This is a genomic window from Arthrobacter sp. CAU 1506 (genome assembly GCF_005047635.1).
Lineage (GTDB): Bacteria > Actinomycetota > Actinomycetes > Actinomycetales > Micrococcaceae > Crystallibacter.
This window is the reverse complement of the sequence record NZ_SUKC01000007.1, coordinates 18,610-38,759: the sequence shown is the minus strand read 5'-3', so window position 1 is coordinate 38,759 and position 20,150 is coordinate 18,610. Positions and strand designations below refer to the sequence as shown.

Sequence of the window (20,150 nt, the reverse complement as noted above, 5' to 3'; positions counted from 1 at the left end):
CCTGCTTGGACGCCGCGGCGGCGTATCCCACCACTGCGCCGGGTTTGCCGGGGTCCGCCACGGCGTAGGTCTCGCCGGTGTCCCTGACTTCACCCCCAATGTAGAGCCCCGTAGTGACTTGGGTGGTTTGGCCCGGTGTGCTTGCCAAATCAGTCATCTCACAACACCTCTCTGTGTTTGTCATCCGGTCCCATACCGGAGGCAGGAGCGCATCAATCGTGTCGCTGCCCATACCGCGTCCAGAAGATCGGCACACGTTCGGATGGGCAGGACCCTGATTCCCCTCCCCACAGCTTTACCTATATCCGGAGTGAGTGCTAGGGGTTGACGAGGATCATTTTCCTACGGCTGGACGGCGCTCCGGTGCTGGAAAACGCCGCATCCGGCCGCGGCGGGATTCCAAAAAGCACGCCCTGGTGTCCGCATCCCAGGGCCACCGGCAATCCACCTCTTTCATGACGCTGGCTGACTGAGTCTGGGTGGAACACCCAGACTGGCTCGGTAGGATGGGCCGCAGGCAACAACTACCGCCGCCTTGGAAGGGTGATCCCTTGTTGAAAGCTATTAGCTACAACCTCCGGAAGCACAGTGCGAGCGCGGAACTCGAAGACCTGACCGATCGCTACGAAGTAGACGTCATGTGCCTGCAGGAAGCAGACACAGAGAAGCTCCCGGACAAGCTGGGCCACCTGCAGTTGGCCGATTCAACCAAAGGGAACAGGCTCGGACTGGCCATCTATTACGACCAGAAAAGATTCTCAGCTGTCGACACCAACACCTTCGAACTGAAGAAATCGCTGCACGACTATGTGTTGGCGCCGGCTCATGAGCGGCTGCTCGGAGTCAAAATGGTGGACAACGAAACCAAACACGAAGTCGTCATCGGCGACTTCCACGCCGCGCCTCTGACGGCCACCAACTCCCTGCGCCGGCACCAGATCAGGGCCGGCCACGAGGCGCTGCTGGGCATGGGCGGCGACGGCCTGCAGATGACGTTGATGGTGGGCGACTTTAACTACCCGTTCTTCACGAAGAACCTGGTGGAGCACCTGAAAGAATCCGGCTACGCGCTGACCCTGAGCAACCGCAGGACCTACACGCGCTACAAGCTCTTCCGCGGGCACTTCGATTTCGCCACGTCGCTGGGGTTGGATATCCAGAGCGTGGAGACACTGCCGCGCGGCCAGTCGGACCACCTGCCGATCCTGGTGACCGCGGAATACGTCGACGAGAACTACCACGCCCGCGCCAGCTAACGTCGTCGGGCGGATGTTGGTAGCCGTATGCCTGCTCTCAGGCGGAGACTTGCCTAGCAGGGCAGTTTCGACGGCAGCTTCACCGGACTGGTGATGACGGAGCCCTTGTTGTCCTTGCCGCGGTAGGCCCTGCAGACTTTGAGGCCGCGATCGGCCAGTTTGGCTTTCATCTTGCTGATGGCATCGGGATTGAAGCCGTTCCACTGCATATGCATCAAGATGGTGCCGCCCTTGGTGGCTATCTTGGCCACGCTGGAGACCACCTGCGCTTTGGTCTTGCCCGTGGTGTCATAGGTGCCTCTGGTCCACAGCCACGGCTTCATGCCGACCTTCCGGTAACCGCAGCGAACCGAATCATCGATCCGGCCGTACGGCGGGCGGCCGTAATTGGTCACCACGCCAGGAGCGCGCAGTTCCCGGGCCACAGCTGCGCAGCTGAGCGTCTTCATATCCTTGCGGTGGTTGACGCTGTGGTTAATGACGTACTGGCCGTACGAACGGGCCAGCTTCGCCAAATCGACGTCGTATTTCTTCCTGTACTTCTGCAAACAGCCGCCGGTGGGTGCGATGACCAGTCCGATGTTTTTCTTTTTGGCGTGCTTCATGACCTTCGTGAAAGAAGTCAAAGTCTTCGGACAATCGTCATAGCTCAGCACCACACGGCTGGTGTGGTTGGGCCCCCGTGCCTCGCTTTGCGTCCAGCTAACGGCCGCCTGGGCGCTAGGCACGAACCCCGCCGTGGTCAGCCCCAGGACAGTCGCCAAGATGATCAAAATTCGGCTGGTACGCATGGCGCACCGTCCTTCCCCCACACACCGTGCGGCCGGAACTGAGGTTTCCAGTTCGTAGGGCGCACGCGGCTACGCGCCATTTTGGAGCAAATGCGCTGGAAGCGGCAAGAGGGTAGGCCTACCCTATTTTCCGGATCGACTGGTCGGCGCTTGGCGTGAGCTCCGCCGTCCTCCTTCGCGGCAGGTTCGCAGCCACCAGTGTTCCCAGAATCAGCAGGGCGCCGGCGGCCTGACCGGGGGAGAGTTGTTGGTGGAGGACCAGCCAGCCCATGGCGGTGGCGACCACGGGACTTAACAGCCCCAGCAGCGACGCACTGAACGCGGGCAACAGTTGCAGTCCGCGGAACCACAGTGCGTAGGCCAGGGCCGTGCCCACCAGGGAAAGATACGCATAGCCGGCCAGATTCAGCACCGAAAGCTGGGTGGGCAGCGGGCCCTCCGCGAACAGCGCCAGCGGGACCAGCAGCAGCCCGCCGGCGGTCAGTTGCCAGGAGGTCACCGCCAGCGAGGTGGCCGGCTGGCCCCACTTCTTAGTCAGCACCAGGCCGGCGGCCATCGAAGCCGTCCCGCCCAGGGCCGCCGCCACGCCCACGGCATCCAGCCTGGCCTCGGACTGCAGCACCAGCAGTGCCACTCCCGCCAGTCCCGCCGCCGCGGCAACGATCTTGGCGGACGTCAGGCGCTCGCCGATCCAGCGCGAGGCCAGGACTGCCACAAGCAAAGGCTGGATGGCGCCGATGGTCGCTGCCACACCGCCGGGGAGCCGGTGGGCGGCAATGAAGAGCAGGGCGAAGAACATGCCGATGTTCAGCGCGCCGAGGAGGGCCGCTTTCCACCACCATGCACCCTGCGGCAGCCGGCGGGTGGCCGCGAGCAGCAGCAGCCCGGCCGGCAGCGCGCGCACGGCTGCGGCCAAGAACGGCTTGTCCGGCGGCAGTAGCTCGGTGGTGACCGCATAGGTGGTGCCCCAGGTCAGCGGGGCAACGGCTGTCATTGTCAGAAGAACCCATTTATTCCTAAGCACTTAGCCAATATAGCTAAGCGCTTAGGAATAGTCTATGCTGGGCGGCATGGAAGATCAGGTAACCCGGATTCTCAATCAGTGGGCTGCGGAACGGCCCGACCTGGACGTCTCGCCGATGGCGGTGGTGGGCCGGATTTCCCGGGCGGCCCGGAAAATCGACGCGGTGCTGGCCGCCACCTTTGCCCGGCATGACTTGGATGCGGCAAGTTTTGATGTGCTGGCCACGCTGCGGCGGTCCGGGGAGCCGTATGCGCTCAGCCCCCGCGAACTGACCGAGACCGCCATGGTGACCTCGGCAGCCATCGCCCAGCGGTTGAACCGGCTGGAAGAGAAGCAGTTGGTCACGCGCACCAAGGACGCGAAGGACGGCCGAGGCAAGCAGGTCACGCTCACCCCGGCCGGACTGGATCTGGTCAACAGGGCGTTGCCGGACCACGTGGACACCGAGCACACCCTGCTGGCCGGCCTGAGCCAGCCAGAGCGCGCCCAGCTCGCGGAACTGTTGGCCAAAGTGGAGCAAACCGCCACCGACATCCGCAGGTAGCGCTGGGCGTTGCGGCGGCGGCCGTCACTGTTGCCGTACCTGGTGGTGATCCACTTCCTGCTGGATCTTCAGGCCGCTTTGGCGGTCCTTGCGGTGGCGCAGGGGTAGTGATGGCACCGCGGGTCTGGCAGTGTTGGGAGCAAGCCGGTCTGGATGATTCCAGCTTCTCGAGCACTAAAGGAGATGACGCCATGAACGATTCGGTTCCTGGTCCCGAGTCCGCCCTTGACAGCATTCACCACGACGACGGCGGTGTCCCCGCCGCTGCGGTCGGCGCCCTCGATGAGGGCGGTGCCCTTGGCGACGGCGGTGCTGCTGCCAACGACGGCGGCAGCACCGCCGTCGAGCCCGAGGCCGAACCGCAGGTTCCGGAAATCACGTTCGACGAGCAGTTCTACCCGGCCCGGCCGCGCTCGCTCCGCCCGACCGCCCGGCGCCGGCACTTTATGCCCGGCCGCCCCCCGTTCGACCCGGATGCGCGCAACAGCGTCTACGTGGAGTGGCTGCGCAACCAGTCCATGTTGGGAGACGCGAAGGTGCTGGCGCGGCAGCTCTCCGGGCAGGCCAGCATGTGGCAAAACCCCTACGCCTACCCGGACCCGCGGGCCGCGGTGGAGAAGGCCTCGGTCTGGTTCACTGCCTATCCGCTGTCCCTGATCACCAGGCCCGGGCAGACGTTCCTCGCAGCCCTGGGCGACTCGGAGTTGTGGGAGGCGTTCCAGCAGATTGGCATCAAGGCTATCCATATTGGCCCGGTGAAACTGGCGGGCGGGCTGAGCGGCTGGGAGCATACCCCCAGCGTGGACGGGCATTTCGACCGGATCAGCATGGCCATCGACCCGCTGTTCGGCACCGAGGACGAGTTCCGGGCCATGTGCGAAGTCGCCACCGAGCACGGCGGCACCATTGTGGACGACATCGTGCCGGGCCACACCGGCAAGGGCGCGGACTTTCGGCTGGCGGAGATGAACTTCCGCGACTACCCGGGCATTTACCACATGATCGACATTCCCGAATCGGACTGGGACCTGCTGCCCGACGTGCCGGAAGGGGAGGACTCGGTCAACATCGACGTGGCCACCGAACGCGCGCTGCAGCAGGCCGGCTATATTATCGGCGAGCTCCAGCGGGTCATTTTCTACGAGCCGGGTGTGAAGGAAACCAACTGGAGCGCCACGCCGCCGGTGCTGGACACACAAGGCAAGGCCCACCGCTGGGTGTACTTGCACTACTTCAAGGCAGGCCAGCCGTCCATCAACTGGCTGGACCCCACCTTTTCCGGCATGCGGCTGGTGATGGGCGACGCGCTGCATTCGCTGGTGGACCTGGGCACGGGGGCGCTGCGGCTGGACGCCAACGGCTTCCTGGGCGTGGAGAAAAGCGCCGAGGAAACCCCGGCCTGGTCGGAAGGGCATCCGCTCTCCGCGGCAGCCAACCAGATCATCGGCAGCATGGTCCGCAAGGTCGGGGCCTTCACCTTCCAGGAACTAAACCTCAGCATCGACGACATCAAGGCCACCTCCGAAACCGGCCCGGATCTGTCCTACGACTTCGTCACCCGTCCGGCCTACCACCACGCCCTGGTCACCGCGGATACCGAGTTCCTCCGGCTGACGCTGCGGCTGGCCATGGAGATCGGCGTCGACCAGGCGTCCCTGGTGCATGCGCTGCAGAACCACGACGAGCTGACCTACGAGCTGGTGCACTTCACCACCAAGCACAAGGACGACCTCTACGAGCTCGACGGCGAGGAGCTCACCGGAGCCGAACTGGCACACAAGGTGCAGCAGACGCTGCGGGACGGGATCACCGGCGAGGCCGCGCCCTACAACCTGGTCTTCACCGCCAACGGCATCGCCTGCACCACGGCCAGCGTGATCACCGCGGTGCTCGGCATCACCGAACTGGACTCGATCACCGAGGAACAGGCGGCAGAGGTCCGCCGGGTCCACCTGCTGCTGGCCATGTACAACGCGCTGCAGCCCGGTGTCTTCGCGCTCTCCGGCTGGGACCTGTGCGGGATGCTTCCGCTGGACCGCAGCAAGGTGTCCCGGCTGATGTCGCGCGGGGACACCCGCTGGATCAACCGCGGCGCGCACGACCTGATGGGCTTCGATCCGTCGGCGCAGGCGTCAACGTCCGGCATGCCGATGGCGCGGGCGCTGTACGGCACGCTGCCCGAGCAGCTCGGCGATGACTCCTCCTTCGCGCGGCAGCTGACCCGGATCCTGGAAGTCCGCGACCAGCACGGCATCGCCAAGAGCGCGCTGATCGATGTCCCCGATGTCTCCCAGCGCGGCATGCTGGTGATGGTGCACCAGCTGGTGGACGGCGGACAGGAGGTCACGGTGCTGAACTTCTCCGGCCAGGAGATGGCCGGCACCGTCCGCTCCGAGGCGCTGCAGCTGGGCTCGGAAGTGACCGACGCGTTCAGCGGTGAGGCCATCGGCACGGTGGATGACCTGCACAGTTTCTACCTGCAGCTGGGTCCCTATGAAGGGACGGCGCTGCTCGTCACCCCGCCGCCTGCTGAAGAGGACAACGACGACGGCGCTGCCTCCGAAGACCTCGACGTGGCCGATGAGCAGGGGCCGGAAGCCTACGACTGACCGGCGCTGACGATGGTGGTGGCCCCTGGACCCGGAGGTCCAGGGGCCATCAGTCGATGGGGGGCTTACTCACCCAGCCGACACCCTGCGGCTATTTCTCGCTGTCGGGGTCGCCGATGTGGCCGGGGGCGTTGACGGCCAGGACCCGTTCGACGAACGCCCCGTACTCCGCCATGTAGTGGCTCAGGAAACCCCTGGTCGATTCGTCCTTGACCTCGCCGTCCTCCCCGTAGGCCTCCGGCTTGAAGGCAATGTAGACCTCCGGGGCGTTCAACTGCGGTGCATCGAGGAAGCTCAGCACACCGCGCATGGAGGACTGCATGACGGCGGTGCCGATACCGCCTGGGGAGGCGCCGACGATGCCGGTGGGCTTGCGGGCAAAGGAGTTGGTGCCCCACGGGCGGGAACCCCAGTCAATGGCGTTCTTCAAGGCGCCGGGGATGGAGCGGTTGTACTCGGGGCTGACAAAGAGGATGCCGTCGGAGGCTTCGATGGCTTCCTTCAGCGTCCGGGCCTCGGGCGGGAAGTTGTCGTCATAGTCCTGGCTGTAGAGCGGCAGGTCCCTGATGGCGATCTCATTGAACTCCAGGCTGGCCGGAGCCAGCTTGATCAGAGCCTTCGCCAGCGTTCGGTTGATGGAGGTGCTGGACAAGCTGCCGACAAAATAGCCGATCTTGTAGGTGGGCATGGGATGGTTCCTTCCCGGTGGCCGGCGCAGCCGGCCGTTGCGGATGATCCATTGGGCGCGGGCGCCGGAGGAGGCCGCCCGACACCCGCAAGGCTACTGCGAACCGCAATGCCCGGTAACCCTGCCCGCCCTCAACGGCCGGTCGACGACCTGATCAAATTTCCCAGTCGCCGAGGCCCTCAGTGGCGTCGCCAAAGATGCCGCCCGCCCCGTCGCCGAAGATGCCGCCGAAACCGGCGTTGTCCGCAAAGCCCTCCCCGGCGGACGCAACGCTGTCGCCGATTCCTTCGGCCGCTCCGGCAATTCCGTCGCCGATTCCGGAGAATCCGTCCAAGAGGGGACCGGCGATGGCCGAGCCGACGAAACCTGCGGCCACTCCGGCGAGCAACCCGGCGCCCAAGCCGCCGGCGGCACCGGCCGCACCCGCCGCCAAGCGGCCTCCGCCGCGTCCTGTCCCGCTCCGGCCGAGGATCCGTTCCATGAACCCCGGCTGGGCGACCTCGGCGCGGGTCGCGGTTCTGGCCAGGGTTTCCGGCTGGTCGGAGGCGGCCCGCTCCGAGGCAGGAAGCTGGCTGTTGAGGTCCTCCCGGAGCATGGCGCGCTGCTGCGGCGTCAGGCGCGCGAAGGCTTCGGCGTGGGCCCGCTCCATATCCTGCGGCGGCGCCGTGTGAAGCATGTACTTGTACTTGGCAATGGCGGCCTGGTCGGCGTCACGTCCCGCACCGGAGCCGGGCTGGCCGCCATGGGGTTGCCGTGAAGGCGGATACTGTCCGGCGTCGTCCCCGCCGCGGCGGTTGTAACCGCCGTCGTTGTACCCGCGGTCCCGCCCGTAGCCGGTGCCTTGGTTGTAGCCCGGTTGCTGGCCGTACCCGGGACCCTGGTTGTAGCCGGCCCCGGCCTGCGGACGATCCTGGCGCTGCTGACCGGTGCGCTGGGCCAGCTGCTCTTTGGCATACTGGATCGCCATGGTTTTGCCCTTGCGGACCAGCTTGTCGAACATTCCCATGCCCTGCTCCTTGCCTGCCCGGGTTCACAGCCCGTGCGTGGTGACCATCTCTCGCCTTAACAACTGGCGGCCAGCGGCGGGAGTTCCGACCCGTCCGCATGATGGAACGATCGGCGCAGGTCCAGCGGGGTCCCCGTGCGCGGGGCGGATTACTCGCTGGTGAGTTCGGCGACCGCCTGCAGGTGCTGCGGCCGGACGGGCACGGTCTTGGGCTGGTATTCCGGGTGCTTCTCCACGTAGGCCTTGAAATAGGGGCACACGGTGACCACTGCCAGGCCCGAGGCAATGGTGTCGTCAAGCGAGAACCGGGCTAGGCGGCCGGCGAGCCCCTGGCCGGAGTATTCCTCCTTGACCGTGGTGTGGAAGAAGATCCGTTCCGGCCCGGTGCTGCCCTCGAACGGCAGCCAGTGGGCCTTGCCGATCACCTTGTCTCCATCCACCAGTTCGTAACGGTGGCGTTCGGCATGAAGGCGGACGGTGATCGGCGATTCGGGTTCCATGCTGTCTCCTGTAGGTGTGGGCCGGGGATGTTCTGCGGATCAGCCTCGGGGGCGCAACTGGACGGTCGGCAGTGTTGGCGCCGGGAGCGGGGCCGGCATCCCTTCCGGGTACGGGCCGAACCGCGGAAAGGGGGTGCCGTCCGGGTAGGTGCCTCCGGCCGGTTGCGGCGCGGGTTCGGCGTCGATCTCGGCCTGCCAGGCGGCGCGGTAGGCGACGATCTCGTCGTGGCTCCGCCCCACAAAGTTCCACCACATGATGATCTGCTCGCCCAACGGCTCGCCGCCGATCAGGAGCACCCGTGCCGGGGCGTCTCCCGCCTCCAGTACCACCCGGCCGCGGCCGGGGGAGAGGTAGACGAGGTGGTCTACCGGAACCTCGTCCCCGTCCAGCCGCAGGTCGCCGGTATCCAGCAGGATGCCGTGTTCAAACGCAGGGTCCAGATCGAGTTCCAGCCGCGATCCGGCCCGAAGGACGGCTTCGGCGCCCAGCAGCGGCGGGGTGCGCGTGTTGATCGGCGAGGTAGAACCGGCCAAGGATCCGATGAAGACCCGCAGTTCGGTGCCGTCGCCGATGACCGGGTCCGGCGTGTAATGCTCGAACGTCGGCGGCATGTTCCGGGTCGAATCCGGAAGCGCGAACCACAGCTGCGCGCCGTGCAGGAAGGTGGTGTCCGGGGTTGAGAATTCCTGATGCGAAATGCCGCGGCCGGCAATCATCAGGTTCACCTCGCCGGGGCGCACGATCGCCTCAAACCCGGCGGAATCCCGGTGCGAGATCTTTCCCGAGAACAGCCAGCTGACCGTGGCCAGGCCGGTGTGCGGGTGGCGCGGAACCTGCATGCCGCCACTCTGCGAGACCAGATCCGGCCCGTAATGATCGAGGAAGCACCAGGCTCCGATCAGGCTGCGGCGTTTTTGCGGCAAGGTCCGGCGGACGTTCATGGCGCGGACCCCGCCCAGTGGGACATCCCGCGGAGTCAGGACTTCCACGTCGGCGGTGTCGGCTTCCAACGTGCAGACGACTTCCCGCGGTGCAGTCTCCATGTTGCTCATGGGCTAAGTCTAGGCACCTGGACCGCCGAAGCACCCCGGTGAAGCGTCCTTCAGGCTTCCATCCTGTGCTTCGGGGAGGATAGAGGGATGGAGGAACTCGGCGAACTGCTGCGCAGTCTGGATTATTGGTGGATCTATCTTGCCGGGGCGTTATTCGTAACCGTTTCCGCCATGGTTCCCCCAGTGCCGAGCACCACACTGTTTGTTGCGTTGGGATCGTTGTCGGTGCATACGGACCAGCTCAACCCCTACCTGCTGGCCGCAGCAATGCTGGCCGGGGCGGTGGCGGGAGACGCTGCCACGTTCGTCCTGGTGCGCCACTTCAACCTCTCGGAGCGCAAGCTATTCTCCGGTGACCACTGGCAGTCCGGCTTCCGCGCCGCCCGCACCAGGCTGGGGCGCAAGGGCCTGCCGCTGGTGATGACGTCCCGGTTTGTGCCCTTGGGGCGGCTGACGCTCAATGTGGCGGCCGGGATGATTCCCCAGCCCGGCCGCCGGTTCTTGGCACACTCCGTCATCGCCGGTGTGCTGTGGTCCGTGTACTCGGTGGGCATCGGCGCACTCTCCGGCGCCTGGCCCCAGCTGACCACGGAGTTCGCCGTGCTGCTGGCCATCGCCGTCTCCTTGGTGCTGGGAACGGTCATTAACCACGCGGTGTCCTGGTGGGAAGCGCGTCAGCTGCCGGAATTTGTCCGAAACCGGGTCAATGGGCCATAACCGCCATCACCGGCCGGAACCGGTGGTGGCGGCAACGGGCCTACCGCTGCTCGTCCACCCCGCACCAGTTGGCGATGAACAGGGCGATGCTTTTGGTGATCCGCCGGACTGACTCGACGGACACCCGTTCGTCGAAACCATGGATCGCTTCGGAGACCGGTCCGTACACCAGCGTGGGGGTGTCGGCGTAGAGCGTGAAAACGCGTCCGTCGAGGTAACCGGGGGTGGTGAAGCTGCCAAGCTCGGTGCCGAAGACCTGCTGGTGGGTGCTCTCCAGCAGCGACTCGGCTTCACTGCCCGGTTCCAGTACGTATCCTTCGGAAAAGAACCCGGTTTTGGTGGCGACGGCGTTGATCGGTGCCGGTCCGGTCTGCAGCTGGGCGAGGCATTGCTGCACTTCATTCCAGGCTTGTTCGGCCGGGATGCCGGGGTAGATGGCGGCCCGCACGTCGAATTCACACCACGCCGGAACACTGGAGGGCCAGTCCCCGCCAATGATTTGCCCGAAATTGAAGTTGATCGGGTGCTCCAGGTCCTCGAAAAAGCGGTGCTGGCCGCGGTCAGCGTTCCACTTCTCCTCAACCTCGCGCAGTGCGGTCATGACGGTGTAGGCGGCGTCGATGGCGTTGAAACCGGTGCCCATTTCGCGCGGATGGGTCGGGCTGCCGCTGACACGTACTTTGAACCAGAGGACTCCGACGTTGGCCCGGACCAGCATGTCCTCTTCGGGCTCCGGGATGATCACAGCATCCGCCCGGTAACCGCGCATCAGTGCGGACAGCGAGCCGTTGCCGGTGCATTCTTCTTCGACGACGGACTGGAAGTGGATGCGGCCGGCCGGTTCCAGTCCGGCGGCCCGGACGGCGTCGAACGCGAAAAGATTGGCGGCCAGTCCGGCCTTCATGTCGCCGGCGCCGCGGCCGTACATCCAGCCATCGATGATGGGCGCGTCCCAGGGGGAGCGGGACCAGTGCTCTGCCGGGCCCTCCGGCACCACGTCGACGTGACCGTTCAGGATGAGCGAGCGGCCGGCTTCGGCGGCGGGCAGATAGGTTCCGACGACGTTTGTCACGTCCTCGTAGGAGACGGTGACCGGACCGAAACCTTCATGCGTGGCGAGCTCTTCGGGATCAAGCTGCCAGCGGTCCATGTCCAGCCCGCGCTCCGCCATGGCCGCATGCAGCAGGTCCTGGGCGCTGCCTTCCTGGGTGCGCAGCGACGGATGCTTCACCAGTTCCTGGGTGAAGGAGAGTTGCTCGTCGAAAGCGGCGTCGACTGCCTCGAGGATACGCCGGGACTGTTCTTCGGTGATCATCCATTGCTCCTTGGTGATGACGTGGGGGAGCCGTCTGGTTGGACGGCTCCCCCACGCGTTGTTAGAGAGTGGTGCTTTCGACGGCGGTCTGTGCCGGCCGTCGGGACCCGCACCGGTCGGTGCGGGCAGCAGGATTAGGCGTCGGCCACGATCTGCTTGTCCTGGACACGCATCCGCTCGCCGAGGAATCCGCCGACGGCGGTGAGCAGCGCGATGATGGCCAGGATCATCGCCGCGCCCCAGGAAGCGTTCCCGGAGACGCCGAGCATGGCGGTGGCGATCATCGGCATGAAGCCGCTGGTGGCACCGGCGATGTTGTAGCCCAGGGCCACGCCGGAGTAGCGCAGCCTGGCCGGGAACAGTTCGGTCAGCAGCGCGCCGTTGACGGCGTAGGCTACGGCAATCAGCATGATGCCCAGCGTGATGGCCAGGGTGATCAGCAGCGGGGACTTGGTGTCGATCATCGCGAAGATCGGGAAAGCCAGGATGGCGGTCAGGATGCCGCCCCACATGGTGACCTTGCCCGGTCCGACCTTCTCGGCGAGACGGCCCATCAGAATGGTGACGATGATCTGGGCGACGGCGGCGACCAGCGTGGCGTTGACCATCACGTTCCGGTCCACGCCGAGGGTGTTGGCGCCGTAGCTGACCGCGAAGGTGGTGATCATGTAGAAACCGCCGACGCCGAGCAAGGCGGCCAACACGGCGACGAACAGGCGTCCGCCGGCGTGGCGGAAGACCTCAAGCGCCGGCACCTTGGCGGTATCTTCCTGGGCCAGCAGGTCCTTGAAGATCGGGGATTCTTCCACCTTCAAGCGGATCCAGAGCGCGACGAGCAGCATCGGGATGGCCAGCAGGAACGGGATGCGCCAGCCCCACGCGTCGAAGGTCTCGGACGGGAACAGCAGCACCAGCGTGAACGCGGCGGAGGCCATCAGGGTGGCGACCGGCGAACCGATCTGGACCAAGGCGGCGTAGCGGCCGCGCTTTTCCGCCGGGGCGTGCTCGACGGCCATGGTCACCGCGCCGCCCCATTCGCCGCCCACGGCCAGGCCCTGGACCAGGCGCAGCACGGCGAGCAGGATCGGTGCGGCCAAGCCAATGGCCTCGAAGTCCGGCAGCAGGCCGATCAGGGCGGTGGCGACGCCGATCAGGACGATCGTGGTCAGCAGGGCCGGACGGCGGCCGTAGCGGTCACCGATGTAGCCGAAGAGCACGGCGCCGATGGGGCGTGCGGCGAAGCCCACGCCGAAGGTGGCGAAGGAGGCCAGCAGAGCTGCGGTGGGATCCAGGTCCGTGAAGAACAGTCGGTTAAACACAAGGGCAGCAGCGGTGCCGAAGAGGTAGTAGTCATACCACTCGAGGGCGGTGCCGACGAAGGCGGCGCGGGCGATCTTGCCCGCGTCCTTGCCGGAAACTGTCGGCGGTGCGCCGGGAGTTTTGAGGGATTGCGGCGTCGTCACGTGGTTGCCTTTCAAGCTGAGCGGGGCCGTCGTTGTCGATGGAGCAGAGACAGCCCGATAATTCCAATGGCCCTGAACGGAGGACATCCCGCGGTAGAGCTGTGAAGTACCTCTCGACTGTATTGGAGTGCCAATACCCTAAACAATGACAATACTCACCGGTTTGACAAGGGTGTATTGTGCATATTCACAAGCCGGGTCAGTTTTTGTAGTCCGCGAGGGCTACCAGTGCCAAGGCGGCCTGTGCCGGGACGGTCAGGTCCAGCCCGATGACCTCTTCCAGGGAATGCAGCCGGTTGACCACCGTGTTCCGGTGACAGTACAGTTCCTCCGCCGTTTCCTTGATTGAGCCGGTGCGGCCGTAGCTGCGTGCTACCTGCAGCAACCGCTGGCGTTCGTGCGGTGTGCAGTGGTCCAAGGCGGTGGTGATCGGGTGCGAATACCCGGGCAGGGCGTTTTCCAGCAGGTCCCGGGCAATGGTCATCCAGGTTCCCGGAACGGTGGCCAGTCCCGCCTCCTCGCCGTGTTTGGTGGCCAGTACCAAGGCGGATGCCGCTGCTTGGGGAATCGCCGCCAGGCCTTCAACGCCGGGGACGTAGCCGGCAGGAAATTCGGGCGGGTCGTCCTGCCATGTCCGTCCGGCGCGGACCACGCGGAAAAGGTACAGCGCCCCGGCGCGTTCGTAGCTGAACGTCTGGCGATCCGCACCGGGCTGGCGCGGCAACTTCGCCGCCGTCTCCCGTGTGACTGCCATCAGCTCGAACACGTCCGAGCTCTGTACCTCCAGCCCGTCGGCGATGTCGGACATCTCGCCGGCGTTTCGGGTATCCGTATTAAAGAGCCTCGAAAGCAGCCGCTGCCGGTGCAGCTGTTTATCGCGGACGAGCAAGGCTTCTTCTTCGGAAAAGGCTTGCTGGATGCTGCTGACGTAGTTCTCCACGGTGTCCAGAACGCGGTCCATGTTGGCCACGAGGATCTCGGTGCCGTGTCCGCGCGCTACCCGTTCAAGCCCTTTCCAGAGCACCCTGAAGTCGTTGCGGACCGCGCTGAGGAAGGCCTCCATCGGGACCCCCTGGCGGGCCCGGCGCGCGGCGACGTCCCGCGGCAGGGACTGCAGGTCTGCGGGCAGATCCAGCCCGGCCAGCAGGAACAGGAACATCTCCATGGTGTCTGCTGCCGTCCGGTGGACATCCTCGTCCGGCACCAGTGCCCCCTCGTAAGAGATGGTGGCAAAGCGTTCCAGGAAATCGCTGACCAGCGAATCGCGCTCCTGCCACAAGCGTTGGATCAGTTCCATCCACGCAGGCTCGGCTGACGTGTCGGGATTGAACTCCCTGGGCAGGCTGGCGCCGTGCGCAAGGACCTCTGCTAGCGACTCGCTCATGGGTCCATCTTATGCAATCGCCTAATCTATCCCGAAGTTATGGCGTCATTTAGCCATTGAGTGCGACATTACTCCAGTGTTCAAATGAAGGTGGCGGCCCGGCATGGCCCTGACGCCACCGATCGCTGCGGGCACGCCGCAGCGAAAGCACGAAGAGGACTCATGCTCGTCGATCTCCTGATCCGCAACGCCCGCATTCTGACCCAGGATCCCCAACAGCCGGTGGCTGAAAGCCTGCTGATCCACGATGGGAAGGTGCTGGCACTCGACGTCGACCAGCAGAGTGTTCCCCGCGCCCGACGAGTGGTCGACGCCGCAGGCGCCGTCATTGTCCCCGGCTTCAACGATGTGCACGCCCACAGTGTGTGGTTCGGGCTCGGCCTGATGGAAGCGAATCTTGGGTCCGTCGCGAGCCTGGACGAGGCGTATGCGGTGATAGCCGACGCCGCTGCTTCGCTCGCGGAGGACGAATGGGTGGTGGCCTCGGGGTACAGCCCGCTGCTGCACAACGGGGCCCAGCCGGACCGCGATCGGCTCGACGCTGCCTCCGGCGGCCGCCCGGTCTGGATCAAGCACTCGTCCGGCCATGCCTGCAATGTTAACGGCGTCGCCCTTGACCTGATCGTGGCACGCGGTGCGGACCTCGCCGCGCCGATCGACGGCGGCATTGTTGCCCGGGATGCCGAGGGGCGGCCCACCGGGCTGCTGGAGGAGAACGCCATGCGGTTGGTGCAGGACATCATGCTGCCCTACCCGCTGGCCACCATTGAGCGCGCGCTGGACCTGGCCACGTCCCACTACCTGACCGAGGGCATCACCAGCGTCACCGATGCCGGCATCGCGGGCGGCTGGATCGGCTACTCGCCGCGCGAGTTCGGCGCGTACCAGAGCGCGCGCGACAAGGGGCTGCTGAGTGTCCGGATGCAGCCGATGATGGTTCTGGACGCATTGCACCAGGTGACGGGGCACGAGGCAGACCCGGACTCCCGGGGCTTGGATGCCGGCATCCGCACCGGTCTGGGCGACGATTGGCTGCGGCTGGGACCGGTGAAAATTTTCAGCGACGGATCCCTGCTGGGCAGCACCGCGTATGTGACCGAAGAGTACGTGGGCTGCCCGCACAACCACGGCTACCTGCAGATGGACGCCCAGGAACTGCGCTCATCCGCGCTCCAGGCGTACCGGGCCGGTTGGTCCATCGCCATGCATGCGATCGGCGACCATGCCGTGGACCACGCGATCGACATCATCACGGAAGCGCAGGAAACGTATGGCCGCAAGCCGCTGCCCAACAGGATCGAACACGGCGGCGTGATCCGCCCCGAGCAGCTGGACCGCATCGCCGAGGCAGGCATCGTCCTGGTCCCGCAGCCGCACTTCATCACGGAGTTCGGCGACGGCATGGCGAAGCTGCTGGGACCGGAACGGACGGCGACGTCCTACCCGGCCAACGGCCTGCTGAAGCGCGGCGCCACCCTCCCGGGCAGCTCGGACCGCCCTGTGTCCAACGGCCGGCCGCTGGCCGTGATGCAGTCCTTCGTCGAGCGGCTGACCCCGTCCGGCGAGGTGTACGGTCCGGATGAGAGAATCACCGCGGCCGAGGCGCTGAACGCCTACACTGCAGGCTCCGCCGCCGCCACGGGAACGGACGGGTCCAAGGGGCGTTTGGTGCCGGGAATGCTGGCCGACCTGGTCTTCCTGGATCAGGACCCCACCGCCGTCGACCCATCGCAGATCGGCGCCACCCAGGTGCTGGCCACCATGGTGGGCGGCGAGCTCCGCTTTGGCGCAGAAAAGTTCCCGGCGCAGGAAGACCTGGATCCGGAAATGGCAACTAGCGGGGAGGAAACCCGATGAGCACCACCAACCAGGAATTTCTGGCTGACTTCGCCACCATGTCCGGCTTCGGCGCCACCGCCGGCGGCGGCGTGGACCGGCAGGCCGGCACGACAGCGGACCACGCCACCCGCCGTTGGTTCGGCGAGTGGCTGGCCCAGCATGGTTTCGCGGAGAAAGTCGATGCGGCCGGAAATCAGTTCGGCACCATCGACGTTGTCCCCGGCGCCCCCTATGTACTGCTCGGATCACACCTGGACTCGCAGCCGCTGGCTGGCCGCTACGACGGCGCCTACGGCGTGCTGGCCGGCGCCCACGCAGCGGCCCGCATCGCAGCCGAGGCGGCGGCCGGCGAGCTGGACCCGGTCTACAACATTGCCGTGGTCAACTGGTTCAACGAAGAAGGCAGCCGGTTCACGCCCAGCATGATGGGCAGCTCGGTGTTCACCGGGAAGCTCCCCTTGGAGCAGGCGCTGGCCACCACGGACCCGGCCGGCACAACAGTTGCCGAAGCCCTGGCGGCGGGCGACCGCGGCACCGAAACCGGCGCCCCGGTGCTGGCGGAAGTGGCCCGGTACGCCGAAATCCACATCGAGCAGGGCAAGAACCTCGAGGAAACCGGCACCCAGGTGGGAATCGTGGACCGTACCTGGGCGGCCAGCAAGTACCGCGTCACGGTCGACGGCGCGCAGTCCCACACCGGTTCCACCCGGATGGAGGACCGCCGGGACGCCCTGTACGGGGCGGCGCTGGTCATCTCTGCCGCCCGTGATCTCGCTGCCGAGTTCGCGCCCGGACAGCTGCACACCTCGGTGTCGGAGATGTACGTGCTGCCCAACTCGCCGGTGACGATTGCGCGGCAGGTGGTGATGAACCTGGACCTGCGTTCGCCGGACGAAGAGGTCCTGGCCCGCGCCGTGGAGCTGCTGGACAAGCGCGTCGCCGACGCCGAGGCTCTCTCCAAGACGGACATCTCGCTGGTGCAGACCCACCGGTGGGGGCTGGTGTCCTACCAGCCCGCGGGAGTGGCGCTCGGGGCCGCCAGCGCGGAACAGTTGGGCTTCAGCCACACCGAAATCATGACGGTAGCCGGGCACGACTCCACCAACATGAAGGACGTGGTCCCGACGGTGATGCTCTTCGTGCCCAGCGTCGACGGCATCTCGCACAACGAAGCAGAGTTCACCCGCGACGACGACGCCCTGCGCGGCGTGGACCTGCTGACCGAGGTCACCCGGCGGCTGGTCCGCGGGGAGCTCGCGGCGGAATAGCTGCTGGCGCACGACGGCGGGGTACACCACTCACGGTGCGCCCCGCCGTCGTCGTTTAATTCCTGATGTGACGACCGGCACTTGCAGTTAGATCACTGACAGGCAACACTTGTTGCGTCTTAGAAACTTTCTGTGCGGCCGCCGTTCGGCTGCAGCTAGGAGACATCACATGGGAACGGTGGAAAGCCGTGCTCCTTCCATCGAGCAGGTCAAAGACGCAGCGGCCAACATCGTCAGTGCCTTCGCCGCTACGGACACGGACCGCTACTTTGCCGGCTTCGCCCCGGAGGCCAGCTTTGTGTTTCACACGGAGCAGGATCGGCTGGAGGGCCGCGCTGCCTACGAGTCGCTCTGGGCCGAATGGCTCAACGACGGGTGGCGCGTGGTCGACTGCCAATCCAGCAACCAGCATGTGACCGTGTTCCCGGGCGGCGCCGTGTTCGTGCACGACGTGGCAACCACGGTAGCCCTGCCCGACGGCGAGGACTCCTACCGCGAGCGGGAAACCATCGTTTTCCGCCACGACGCAGACGGCCGCCTGGTTGCCGTGCATGAACACCTCTCACCGATGACCACGGCAGCAGCAAGCTGAGCTTCCTCTTCCGATCCTTCTCGCACCTAGGACCCTCATGAATCTCTACCAGCGTCTGGACAACCATCTTCAACGGAACGCGGATGGCTTCGGCCCCATCCGCGGCACGCTGTCCACTCCCCGCATCGGCATGATCTGGCTGGCGGCCAACTTTGTGGTCACCACACTGCTCACCGGCACTCTTTTCATTCCCGGCATCAACTTTGGTTCGGCCATTTGGCTGATCGTCATGGGCACCCTGGCAGGTGCAGTCGTGCTGACGCTGATCGGCAACATCGGTACCCGCACCGGCCTGCCCACCATGGCCATCACCCGGGGAGCCTTCGGCACCCGCGGCAGCCTGCTGCCGGTGGCCGCCAACGTGATCATCCTGATGGGCTGGAGCTGGGTGCAGGCCATGCTGGCCGGTGTCACCGTCAACTATGTGGTGGCGCAGCTGACCGGATTCTCCAACCCCATCCTGTTCGCCGTGCTGTGCCAGGCCATCGTGGTATGCCTTGCCATCCTCGGCCATGAGGGCATTGCGAAGGTCGAGCCGTGGCTCGCCGTCGTCATCCTGGCGATCATGGTTTACGTCTTCATCACCGCCTTCACCACCTTCAGCCCGGCCGAGTTCAACCAGATTGGCGTCGACGAGTCGCTCGGATACACGCATTTTGTGGTGCTGGATATTGTGATCGCCACGGCCATTTCCTGGACGGTGCTGTCCGCCGATTTCAACCGCCTGGCCAAGACCAGCCGCGCCGGAATTGTCGGATCCGGCATCGGCTACACGCTGTCCACCGTCCTGGCCATGACGCTGGGCGCCACCGCCATCGGCTACGTGATCCTCTCCGGAGGGCAGCCGGCGGAATTCGATCCGACCGTGATCGTTGCGGCATTCGGTACACCACTGGCCATCGTGATCTTCATGTCCGTCATGGCCACCAACACCATGGTGGTCTACGGCATGGTCACCTCGATCGTGAACGCACAAGCACGCCGGAAGCTCCGGTTCCTTCCGACGGCGTTGGTAGTCGGCGTCGTTTCCATCGCCGGTTCCACCTGGATGGCACTGCTGAACCAGTTCACCGACTTCCTCGTCATGATCGGCGCCTTCTTCGTGCCGGTGTTCGCCATCATGATCGTGGACTACTACATCATCAAGCGGCGCAGCTACGGCCGGGACATCCTGCGGGAAAGCGGCGGAAAGTACTGGTACACCGGCGGGGTGAATTGGGCCGCGATTGCGGTGTGGCTGGTGGGCGCCGGAGCCTCCTACGCGCTGACCTACGTCTGGCCCAGCCCGGTCGGGGCCACCATTCCAGCGTTCGCGCTGAGCTTCGTGCTGTATCTGGGCCTCTCGGTCAAGAGCCGGGCACGCTTCGCCGGGGATCCGGCCGGCCACCTCGCGGAGCAGCCTGCGGCAGTGGCGGATGCCGACTCTTCTGCCCTGGGCACCGGAGAATGAGCTCGACGTGAAGCTCGTGGACCTCACGCACCCGCTGTCCTCGGGGATGCAGGTTTTCCCGGGCGACCCGCAGGTGGCGATCGGCGGCGCGCTGACCATCGCGGAGAACGGGGTGGAAGTATCTGCTCTGCACCTGGGCAGCCACACCGGAACCCATCTCGATGCTCCCTGCCACAGCATCGAGGGCGGCCGCACGACCTCCGACGTGCCGCTGGACGAACTGGTGGGCGAAGCCTTGGTGCTGCAGGTTCCGGACCTGGAAGCCGGCGATGAAATCCGCTGGCACCACGTGGCCAGCCAGGTCCAGGGCAACGTGCCCAAGATCGTGCTGCTGGCTACCGGCTGGGACCGCCACTTCGGCACCGATAGGTATCTGGATCATCCGGTGCTCTCCCATGCCGCGGCCGATGAGCTCTGGGCCAGGGGCATGCGGGTGCTCGCCGTGGACACGTTGAACCCCGACCGGACGCTGCAGCCTGCCGAGTCCTTTAGCCTTCCGGTGCATGAGTTGGTGCTGGGATCCGACGGCTTGATTGTGGAGAACGTCCGCCATGCCGCCAAGCTGCCCGCCCGGTGCACGGTGGGCTTCTTTCCGCTCAAGCTGACGGCGACCGACGGAGCCCCCGTCCGGGCCGTCGCGTGGCTTTAGCG

At 65.8% G+C, this 20,150-nt stretch carries 18 protein-coding genes; 9 read left to right on the top strand and 9 right to left on the bottom strand.

From position 1 onward, the window contains the following. Positions 1 to 554: 554 nt before the first annotated feature. Entirely contained in the window at positions 555 to 1,256 is a 702-nt protein-coding gene (locus E4J89_RS09665) for an endonuclease/exonuclease/phosphatase family protein (protein ID WP_136786057.1), read from the top strand. 53 nt (positions 1,257 to 1,309) lie between these two features. On the opposite strand, the gene E4J89_RS09660 is transcribed toward E4J89_RS09665, so the two are convergent. Together E4J89_RS09660 and E4J89_RS09655 are read right to left on the bottom strand one after the other, a co-directional pair. Further along, positions 1,310 to 2,047 (bottom strand): polysaccharide deacetylase family protein, encoded by a 738-nt coding sequence (locus E4J89_RS09660; protein WP_136785927.1) that lies wholly within the window; start codon positions 2,045 to 2,047, stop codon positions 1,310 to 1,312. A 118-nt stretch (positions 2,048 to 2,165) separates the two neighbouring features. Then, positions 2,166 to 3,041: an EamA family transporter gene (locus E4J89_RS09655; protein ID WP_136785926.1), complete on the bottom strand. Its 876-nt coding sequence runs from the start codon at positions 3,039 to 3,041 to the stop codon at positions 2,166 to 2,168. 76 nt (positions 3,042 to 3,117) lie between these two features. Between E4J89_RS09655 and E4J89_RS09650 the strand changes: the two genes are divergently transcribed. Next, positions 3,118 to 3,615, top strand: coding sequence for a MarR family transcriptional regulator (locus E4J89_RS09650; RefSeq protein ID WP_136785925.1), 498 nt, complete (start codon positions 3,118 to 3,120; stop codon positions 3,613 to 3,615). A gap of 191 nt (positions 3,616 to 3,806) precedes the next feature. After that, entirely contained in the window at positions 3,807 to 6,224 is a 2,418-nt protein-coding gene (gene treS, locus E4J89_RS09645) for a maltose alpha-D-glucosyltransferase (protein WP_136785924.1), read from the top strand. A 91-nt stretch (positions 6,225 to 6,315) separates the two neighbouring features. On the opposite strand, the gene E4J89_RS09640 is transcribed toward treS, so the two are convergent. The 4 genes from E4J89_RS09640 to E4J89_RS09625 all read right to left on the bottom strand — a co-directional run bounded on the left by E4J89_RS09640 (position 6,316) and on the right by E4J89_RS09625 (position 9,471). Then, positions 6,316 to 6,912, bottom strand: a complete 597-nt coding sequence (locus tag E4J89_RS09640) for an NADPH-dependent FMN reductase (RefSeq protein ID WP_136785923.1) — start codon at positions 6,910 to 6,912, stop codon at positions 6,316 to 6,318. A 154-nt stretch (positions 6,913 to 7,066) separates the two neighbouring features. After that, on the bottom strand, positions 7,067 to 7,918 hold the full coding sequence (locus tag E4J89_RS09635; protein ID WP_169303955.1) for a hypothetical protein: 852 nt from the start codon (positions 7,916 to 7,918) through the stop codon (positions 7,067 to 7,069). 149 nt (positions 7,919 to 8,067) lie between these two features. After that, positions 8,068 to 8,418, bottom strand: a complete 351-nt coding sequence (locus tag E4J89_RS09630) for a GNAT family N-acetyltransferase (RefSeq protein ID WP_136785922.1) — start codon at positions 8,416 to 8,418, stop codon at positions 8,068 to 8,070. 39 nt (positions 8,419 to 8,457) lie between these two features. After that, positions 8,458 to 9,471, bottom strand: a complete 1,014-nt coding sequence (locus E4J89_RS09625) for a pirin family protein (RefSeq protein WP_136785921.1) — start codon at positions 9,469 to 9,471, stop codon at positions 8,458 to 8,460. Positions 9,472 to 9,558: 87 nt separating this feature from the next. On the opposite strand from E4J89_RS09625, the gene E4J89_RS09620 reads away from it, so the two are divergent. Continuing rightward, on the top strand, positions 9,559 to 10,188 hold the full coding sequence (locus E4J89_RS09620) for a VTT domain-containing protein (protein ID WP_136785920.1): 630 nt from the start codon (positions 9,559 to 9,561) through the stop codon (positions 10,186 to 10,188). Positions 10,189 to 10,228: 40 nt separating this feature from the next. On the opposite strand, the gene E4J89_RS09615 is transcribed toward E4J89_RS09620, so the two are convergent. The 3 genes from E4J89_RS09615 to E4J89_RS09605 all read right to left on the bottom strand — a co-directional run bounded on the left by E4J89_RS09615 (position 10,229) and on the right by E4J89_RS09605 (position 14,350). Then, complete coding sequence (locus tag E4J89_RS09615) at positions 10,229 to 11,503, bottom strand: ArgE/DapE family deacylase (protein ID WP_136785919.1); 1,275 nt, start codon at positions 11,501 to 11,503, stop codon at positions 10,229 to 10,231. Between the two features lie 134 nt (positions 11,504 to 11,637). Continuing rightward, the gene (locus E4J89_RS09610; protein WP_240691826.1) at positions 11,638 to 12,966 is read right to left on the bottom strand and encodes an MFS transporter; all 1,329 of its coding nucleotides are present in this window, start codon (positions 12,964 to 12,966) and stop codon (positions 11,638 to 11,640) included. Positions 12,967 to 13,165: 199 nt separating this feature from the next. After that, positions 13,166 to 14,350, bottom strand: coding sequence for a helix-turn-helix domain-containing protein (locus E4J89_RS09605; protein ID WP_169303954.1), 1,185 nt, complete (start codon positions 14,348 to 14,350; stop codon positions 13,166 to 13,168). A 162-nt stretch (positions 14,351 to 14,512) separates the two neighbouring features. On the opposite strand from E4J89_RS09605, the gene E4J89_RS09600 reads away from it, so the two are divergent. The 5 genes from E4J89_RS09600 to E4J89_RS09580 all read left to right on the top strand — a co-directional run bounded on the left by E4J89_RS09600 (position 14,513) and on the right by E4J89_RS09580 (position 20,148). Next, on the top strand, positions 14,513 to 16,207 hold the full coding sequence (locus E4J89_RS09600) for an amidohydrolase (protein WP_136785917.1): 1,695 nt from the start codon (positions 14,513 to 14,515) through the stop codon (positions 16,205 to 16,207). After that, the gene (locus E4J89_RS09595) at positions 16,204 to 17,457 is read left to right on the top strand and encodes a M20 family metallo-hydrolase (protein WP_136785916.1); all 1,254 of its coding nucleotides are present in this window, start codon (positions 16,204 to 16,206) and stop codon (positions 17,455 to 17,457) included. Before E4J89_RS09600 ends, E4J89_RS09595 begins: the two co-directional genes overlap by 4 nt. Before the next feature lie 169 nt (positions 17,458 to 17,626). Next, positions 17,627 to 18,049, top strand: a complete 423-nt coding sequence (locus tag E4J89_RS09590) for a nuclear transport factor 2 family protein (RefSeq protein ID WP_136785915.1) — start codon at positions 17,627 to 17,629, stop codon at positions 18,047 to 18,049. Positions 18,050 to 18,086: 37 nt separating this feature from the next. Next, positions 18,087 to 19,499, top strand: a complete 1,413-nt coding sequence (locus E4J89_RS09585) for a cytosine permease (protein ID WP_136785914.1) — start codon at positions 18,087 to 18,089, stop codon at positions 19,497 to 19,499. Beyond that, positions 19,465 to 20,148, top strand: coding sequence for a cyclase family protein (locus E4J89_RS09580; RefSeq protein WP_136785913.1), 684 nt, complete (start codon positions 19,465 to 19,467; stop codon positions 20,146 to 20,148). The genes E4J89_RS09585 and E4J89_RS09580 overlap by 35 nt, the downstream gene beginning before the upstream one ends. Positions 20,149 to 20,150: the final 2 nt, after the last annotated feature.

Coding starts and splice junctions, on each gene's coding strand:
- E4J89_RS09585 (WP_136785914.1), top strand. CDS start 18,087: ATGAATCTCTACCAGCGTCTGGACAACCATCTTCAACGGAACGCGGAT.
- E4J89_RS09655 (WP_136785926.1), bottom strand. CDS start 3,041: ATGACAGCCGTTGCCCCGCTGACCTGGGGCACCACCTATGCGGTCACC.
- E4J89_RS09580 (WP_136785913.1), top strand. CDS start 19,465: ATGCCGACTCTTCTGCCCTGGGCACCGGAGAATGAGCTCGACGTGAAG.
- E4J89_RS09640 (WP_136785923.1), bottom strand. CDS start 6,912: ATGCCCACCTACAAGATCGGCTATTTTGTCGGCAGCTTGTCCAGCACC.
- E4J89_RS09605 (WP_169303954.1), bottom strand. CDS start 14,350: ATGAGCGAGTCGCTAGCAGAGGTCCTTGCGCACGGCGCCAGCCTGCCC.
- E4J89_RS09650 (WP_136785925.1), top strand. CDS start 3,118: ATGGAAGATCAGGTAACCCGGATTCTCAATCAGTGGGCTGCGGAACGG.
- E4J89_RS09635 (WP_169303955.1), bottom strand. CDS start 7,918: ATGGGAATGTTCGACAAGCTGGTCCGCAAGGGCAAAACCATGGCGATC.
- E4J89_RS09590 (WP_136785915.1), top strand. CDS start 17,627: ATGGGAACGGTGGAAAGCCGTGCTCCTTCCATCGAGCAGGTCAAAGAC.
- treS (WP_136785924.1), top strand. CDS start 3,807: ATGAACGATTCGGTTCCTGGTCCCGAGTCCGCCCTTGACAGCATTCAC.
- E4J89_RS09630 (WP_136785922.1), bottom strand. CDS start 8,418: ATGGAACCCGAATCGCCGATCACCGTCCGCCTTCATGCCGAACGCCAC.
- E4J89_RS09660 (WP_136785927.1), bottom strand. CDS start 2,047: ATGCGTACCAGCCGAATTTTGATCATCTTGGCGACTGTCCTGGGGCTG.
- E4J89_RS09595 (WP_136785916.1), top strand. CDS start 16,204: ATGAGCACCACCAACCAGGAATTTCTGGCTGACTTCGCCACCATGTCC.
- E4J89_RS09600 (WP_136785917.1), top strand. CDS start 14,513: ATGCTCGTCGATCTCCTGATCCGCAACGCCCGCATTCTGACCCAGGAT.
- E4J89_RS09620 (WP_136785920.1), top strand. CDS start 9,559: ATGGAGGAACTCGGCGAACTGCTGCGCAGTCTGGATTATTGGTGGATC.
- E4J89_RS09625 (WP_136785921.1), bottom strand. CDS start 9,471: ATGAGCAACATGGAGACTGCACCGCGGGAAGTCGTCTGCACGTTGGAA.
- E4J89_RS09615 (WP_136785919.1), bottom strand. CDS start 11,503: ATGATCACCGAAGAACAGTCCCGGCGTATCCTCGAGGCAGTCGACGCC.